Origin of the sequence: Shewanella inventionis (assembly GCF_014641855.1) — a bacterium.
Lineage (GTDB): Bacteria > Pseudomonadota > Gammaproteobacteria > Enterobacterales > Shewanellaceae > Shewanella > Shewanella inventionis.
Window position 1 is genome coordinate 1 of the sequence record NZ_BMII01000083.1, and the last position, 3,599, is coordinate 3,599.

General features: G+C 36.1%; 4 protein-coding genes. 1 reads left to right on the top strand and 3 read right to left on the bottom strand.

Going from position 1 to position 3,599, the window contains the following annotated elements:
• Window positions 1-91: 91 nt before the first annotated feature.
• The 3 genes from IEW93_RS22350 to IEW93_RS22185 all read right to left on the bottom strand — a co-directional run bounded on the left by IEW93_RS22350 (window position 92) and on the right by IEW93_RS22185 (window position 1,995).
• Window positions 92-445: an ISAs1 family transposase gene (locus IEW93_RS22350; RefSeq protein WP_188741257.1), complete on the bottom strand. Its 354-nt coding sequence runs from the start codon at window positions 443-445 to the stop codon at window positions 92-94.
• A gap of 85 nt (window positions 446-530) precedes the next feature.
• Window positions 531-1,580: a transposase gene (locus IEW93_RS21570; RefSeq protein ID WP_308419237.1), complete on the bottom strand. Its 1,050-nt coding sequence runs from the start codon at window positions 1,578-1,580 to the stop codon at window positions 531-533.
• Entirely contained in the window at window positions 1,567-1,995 is a 429-nt protein-coding gene (locus IEW93_RS22185; protein WP_229706746.1) for a transposase, read from the bottom strand. The genes IEW93_RS21570 and IEW93_RS22185 overlap by 14 nt, the downstream gene beginning before the upstream one ends.
• Window positions 1,996-2,220: 225 nt before the next feature.
• On the opposite strand from IEW93_RS22185, the gene IEW93_RS21575 reads away from it, so the two are divergent.
• Window positions 2,221-3,129 (top strand): LysR family transcriptional regulator, encoded by a 909-nt coding sequence (locus IEW93_RS21575; protein ID WP_188741256.1) that lies wholly within the window; start codon window positions 2,221-2,223, stop codon window positions 3,127-3,129.
• The last annotated feature ends 470 nt before the right edge of the window (window positions 3,130-3,599 follow it).

Below are 3,599 nucleotides of genomic sequence, written 5' to 3' on the forward strand. Positions count from 1 at the left end.
GAAGCGGTTTGAAGCCAGCTTCCGACAGCAGACTTCGATGGGCCAAACCATCATCTCTTCTCAAGCTTAGCCATAAGCTTTTAACATATCCTTATGCTGCAAACCTATGTGCCTGTGGCACACCATCTAAAATCCAATGTTGGCTATTTTCTATCGCCCAATGACCTCTTATATATCCAGCTACCTTTTTTACGTCTTCTTTGAGTGACGTTATATAATAAGATGTCTCTTGCTCTGTTTTCGTTTTCAGGTGCCTAGTACGCTTTACTTGCACTACAGCGAAGTTATCCTTGAACTTTTCTGTTTCATCAAACCATTGCGTGATAGGTAATAATCGGTATTCTCGCTCATTAATTCGACCGTGCTCACCATATACTTCCTGAAAAAAATTATCTTTTAATGCCTTAGGGAAATCACGTTCAGCGATATGAAAATACGCTTCAATTTCTTTAACTCAAGTTTCGGGATTCACTTTTATCCAATAAAAGTGAACTCTACCTCACTCTATCCCTTCTTGACGTAAGGTAAAACTATCCAATTTGCATGACTTGCGTAAAAAAATCAATCACCGTTTGCTCAATTTTCTCTAGTACATCAGATTTATCAACCCTTGTTAAATTAACCATTTCATTTACTGCTAAAGTCATTAATGCTTTAAATAATCCCCATAGTTTACTGGCAAAATTCAAACAACTCAGACTCTCTTCAAAATCATTTCTTACCTCACTAAGCCTTGCAGCCCCTTCTTCATGTTTGGCTGATAGTAAGAGACAAAACCTTAATCCTGTCAGATGAATTGAGGCTATATAAGCGCTGTAATGACGGCTTTGCTCTTTTAAAAAACCGAGTTTTTGTTTCGCTTCTTTGAAGTAAACTTCAATCCCCCAACGTAAGGCATAAACCGCTAGTATTTTTTCATCATCTAACTGACTATCTGTCGTTAAAAACAACGCCCAATCATGCTTACTTGCCTGCTGCTTATTCTCGTTTATTGAGCGAACAAAGAGTAATTTTACTTTAACCCATTGGGCTGGCTCTTTATCTGAGCTGGTGAGGTTCAACTCAACAATAATGGATTTACTCATGTAAGGAACGTTGTTAATCGTTTGCCAGCACCCTTTAACATGCTGCTTGTATAGCTCTTTAGCGCAAAGTAAGTGACTCACACCATCGACACTTAATCGATATTTCATCTTGTTTTTTTTCATTCTAACAATAGCAACAAGTGAGTGAGCTATCGTCATTCTCAGGATATGTTTGGTGGCAAACCATGCGTCCGCCAAAAAGTAATCTGCATTAATGCCCCCGCGAATGGCTCGCGCTATCATCTCACACACCATTTCTGGTTTCGTTTGTTGCTTTGATTTCTGATAGCGTTTTGCAGCAATACTACGACCATCATTAAACTTATAATCTAACGCTTGCTCCTTAGATTGGCTGATAAATATTTCATTATCAACGGGCACAAACTGCTCGTCATTGGCAACACCTAGCGTGACTATTTGCTGCCCCATAACACAGCGAGCAGTTAAGTGGTCAAAATGACTCGATACGCCAGGCATCTTTTTACCGCGCCTCATTTTTACCGCGCCTCATTTTTACTGAGTCATCAACAACAAAGGCACTAAGGCTACTTTGCTTATTCGTCTTGAGTACTTTCTTAGCCGTTAATAATTGTAGCTTTCGCCAATCTACATCTTCGCGGTTAAGTAGATCATATAATGCATCTTTTTTTGTTGCCGAAAAACTTAATAAGGCATCCCTTGAAAACATAGCAACAGAGTTTACTTTTAGCCAAACCCAAAGCATCAAAAGATAAACAACATCACCCGCAGGTGTGCCTGAGCGCTTAGAAAACTTAGCTTGACGTAACATGATAGTAAAGCCAATGCTCTTCCATGTTGAATTGAAAGTATTGTCAATTTTAAGGTTTGCTTGTTTAAGTAAATCAGCGGTTAATGATGGTAAATTTAAGGTGTTTGTGGCAGAATTCATTCGATGTCTCTTTTGGTTTTTTGCTTTGTCTAGTTAACAAGTATTTTACCACATTGAGACATCAACTTCTTTAAAATCATTGAGTTATCGTTATCATTTCATTGTATTTGAATCCCGAAACTTGAGTTAGAAAGTTGTTTATATTTTTTAAATCCAAACAAAAATAACTTGTTCAAAGCTCAAAAACGCATAGCCAAGTTATATGATGAAATTATAGGATAATACATGATAAATTTAATTGACATTGATATTAATCTATTAAACCTATTTAAATTATTATACGAAAAACGGAATATCAAAGAGGTTGCAAGTATATTAAATGTTTCACAGTCTGCGATTAGCCATTCTATGAAAAGGTTAAGAGTTTGTCTAAATGATCAGTTATTCTATAGCACATCTTCAGGATTATCCCCCACTACTTACGCTGAAAGTATATCCGTTTCTATAATTAATAACTTCAACGCTATTGAAAAAACAATTAATTCTAATACGAGTTTTATGCCTTTATCAAGTCATAAGGTTTTCAATGTATCAATGACTGATGTTGGTGAAATACTTTTTCTACCAAAATTAATGTCCTATTTATCTGAAGTAGCTCCTAATATATCTATTGAAATTGTTCGATGTGATTCTACAGAGTTACAAAAGAAAATGGAATTAGGGAAAATAGATATTGCTATAGGGCTACTTCCTGAATTAAATACTGGTTTTTATCAACGCAGTTTATTTAAACAGCAATATAAATTAATGATGCGAAAAGACCATCCTCTTTTATCTAAAAAAATAACTGAAAAATTATTATTCAAATATAAACACGTGGCAATAATATCTAAAGATTCAGGACACAGTATCATCGAAAAATTTTTACAAAATAACCATATAAATAGAAATGTAATAGCTAAACTTACTCATTTTATCGCTCTACCGTATATGCTTAGTATTTCTGATTTTATTGCTACAGTACCAGAGAAATTAGGTACAATAACAGTTGATAATTTTAATATAACTACTGTTGAACATCCCTTATCTCTTCCTGAAATTCAAGTAAATATTTTTTGGCACAGCAGATCGCATAAAGATATTGCAAATCAATGGCTAAGAAAATTAATTTTTGATATGTTTTCAGAATATTAAATTTAACTAATAAAGGGCTATACTGTACAGGGCGGGATTATGCTTTGGTTGATTTTTGACCAAACAATATCTCAGCTCTAAATTTAGCGTCCCAACATGCGCGTTGCATTTTCCCTGCAACACTATCTTTTAGTGGATGTGCTTTGATCAAATTCAATAGCTTCCGTCTGATCGTTGATAAATTAACTGCTCCATCGTCAGCATAAATTTGACATTCATCTTCCCTAAATGTGAGGAGAGTAGACCGCTGGAACTTCCCCAGCGGCCCCTCGCAGAACGGTACGTGAGCCTCTCGACTCATACCGCTCCCATTAAACCATCGACCCTCTCATTCCTGCTCGCCTGCATATTCTCATGCATCGCGATCACCTAATACCATCTAAGCCGATCACCTAATACCATTCATCGCGATCACTCAATACCATCGATGCCGATCACTTTTCGGTCAAAATAGTATTGAGTGATCGGCT

Coding starts and splice junctions, on each gene's coding strand:
- IEW93_RS21575 (WP_188741256.1), top strand. CDS start 2,221: ATGATAAATTTAATTGACATTGATATTAATCTATTAAACCTATTTAAA.
- IEW93_RS21570 (WP_308419237.1), bottom strand. CDS start 1,580: ATGAGGCGCGGTAAAAAGATGCCTGGCGTATCGAGTCATTTTGACCAC.
- IEW93_RS22185 (WP_229706746.1), bottom strand. CDS start 1,995: ATGAATTCTGCCACAAACACCTTAAATTTACCATCATTAACCGCTGAT.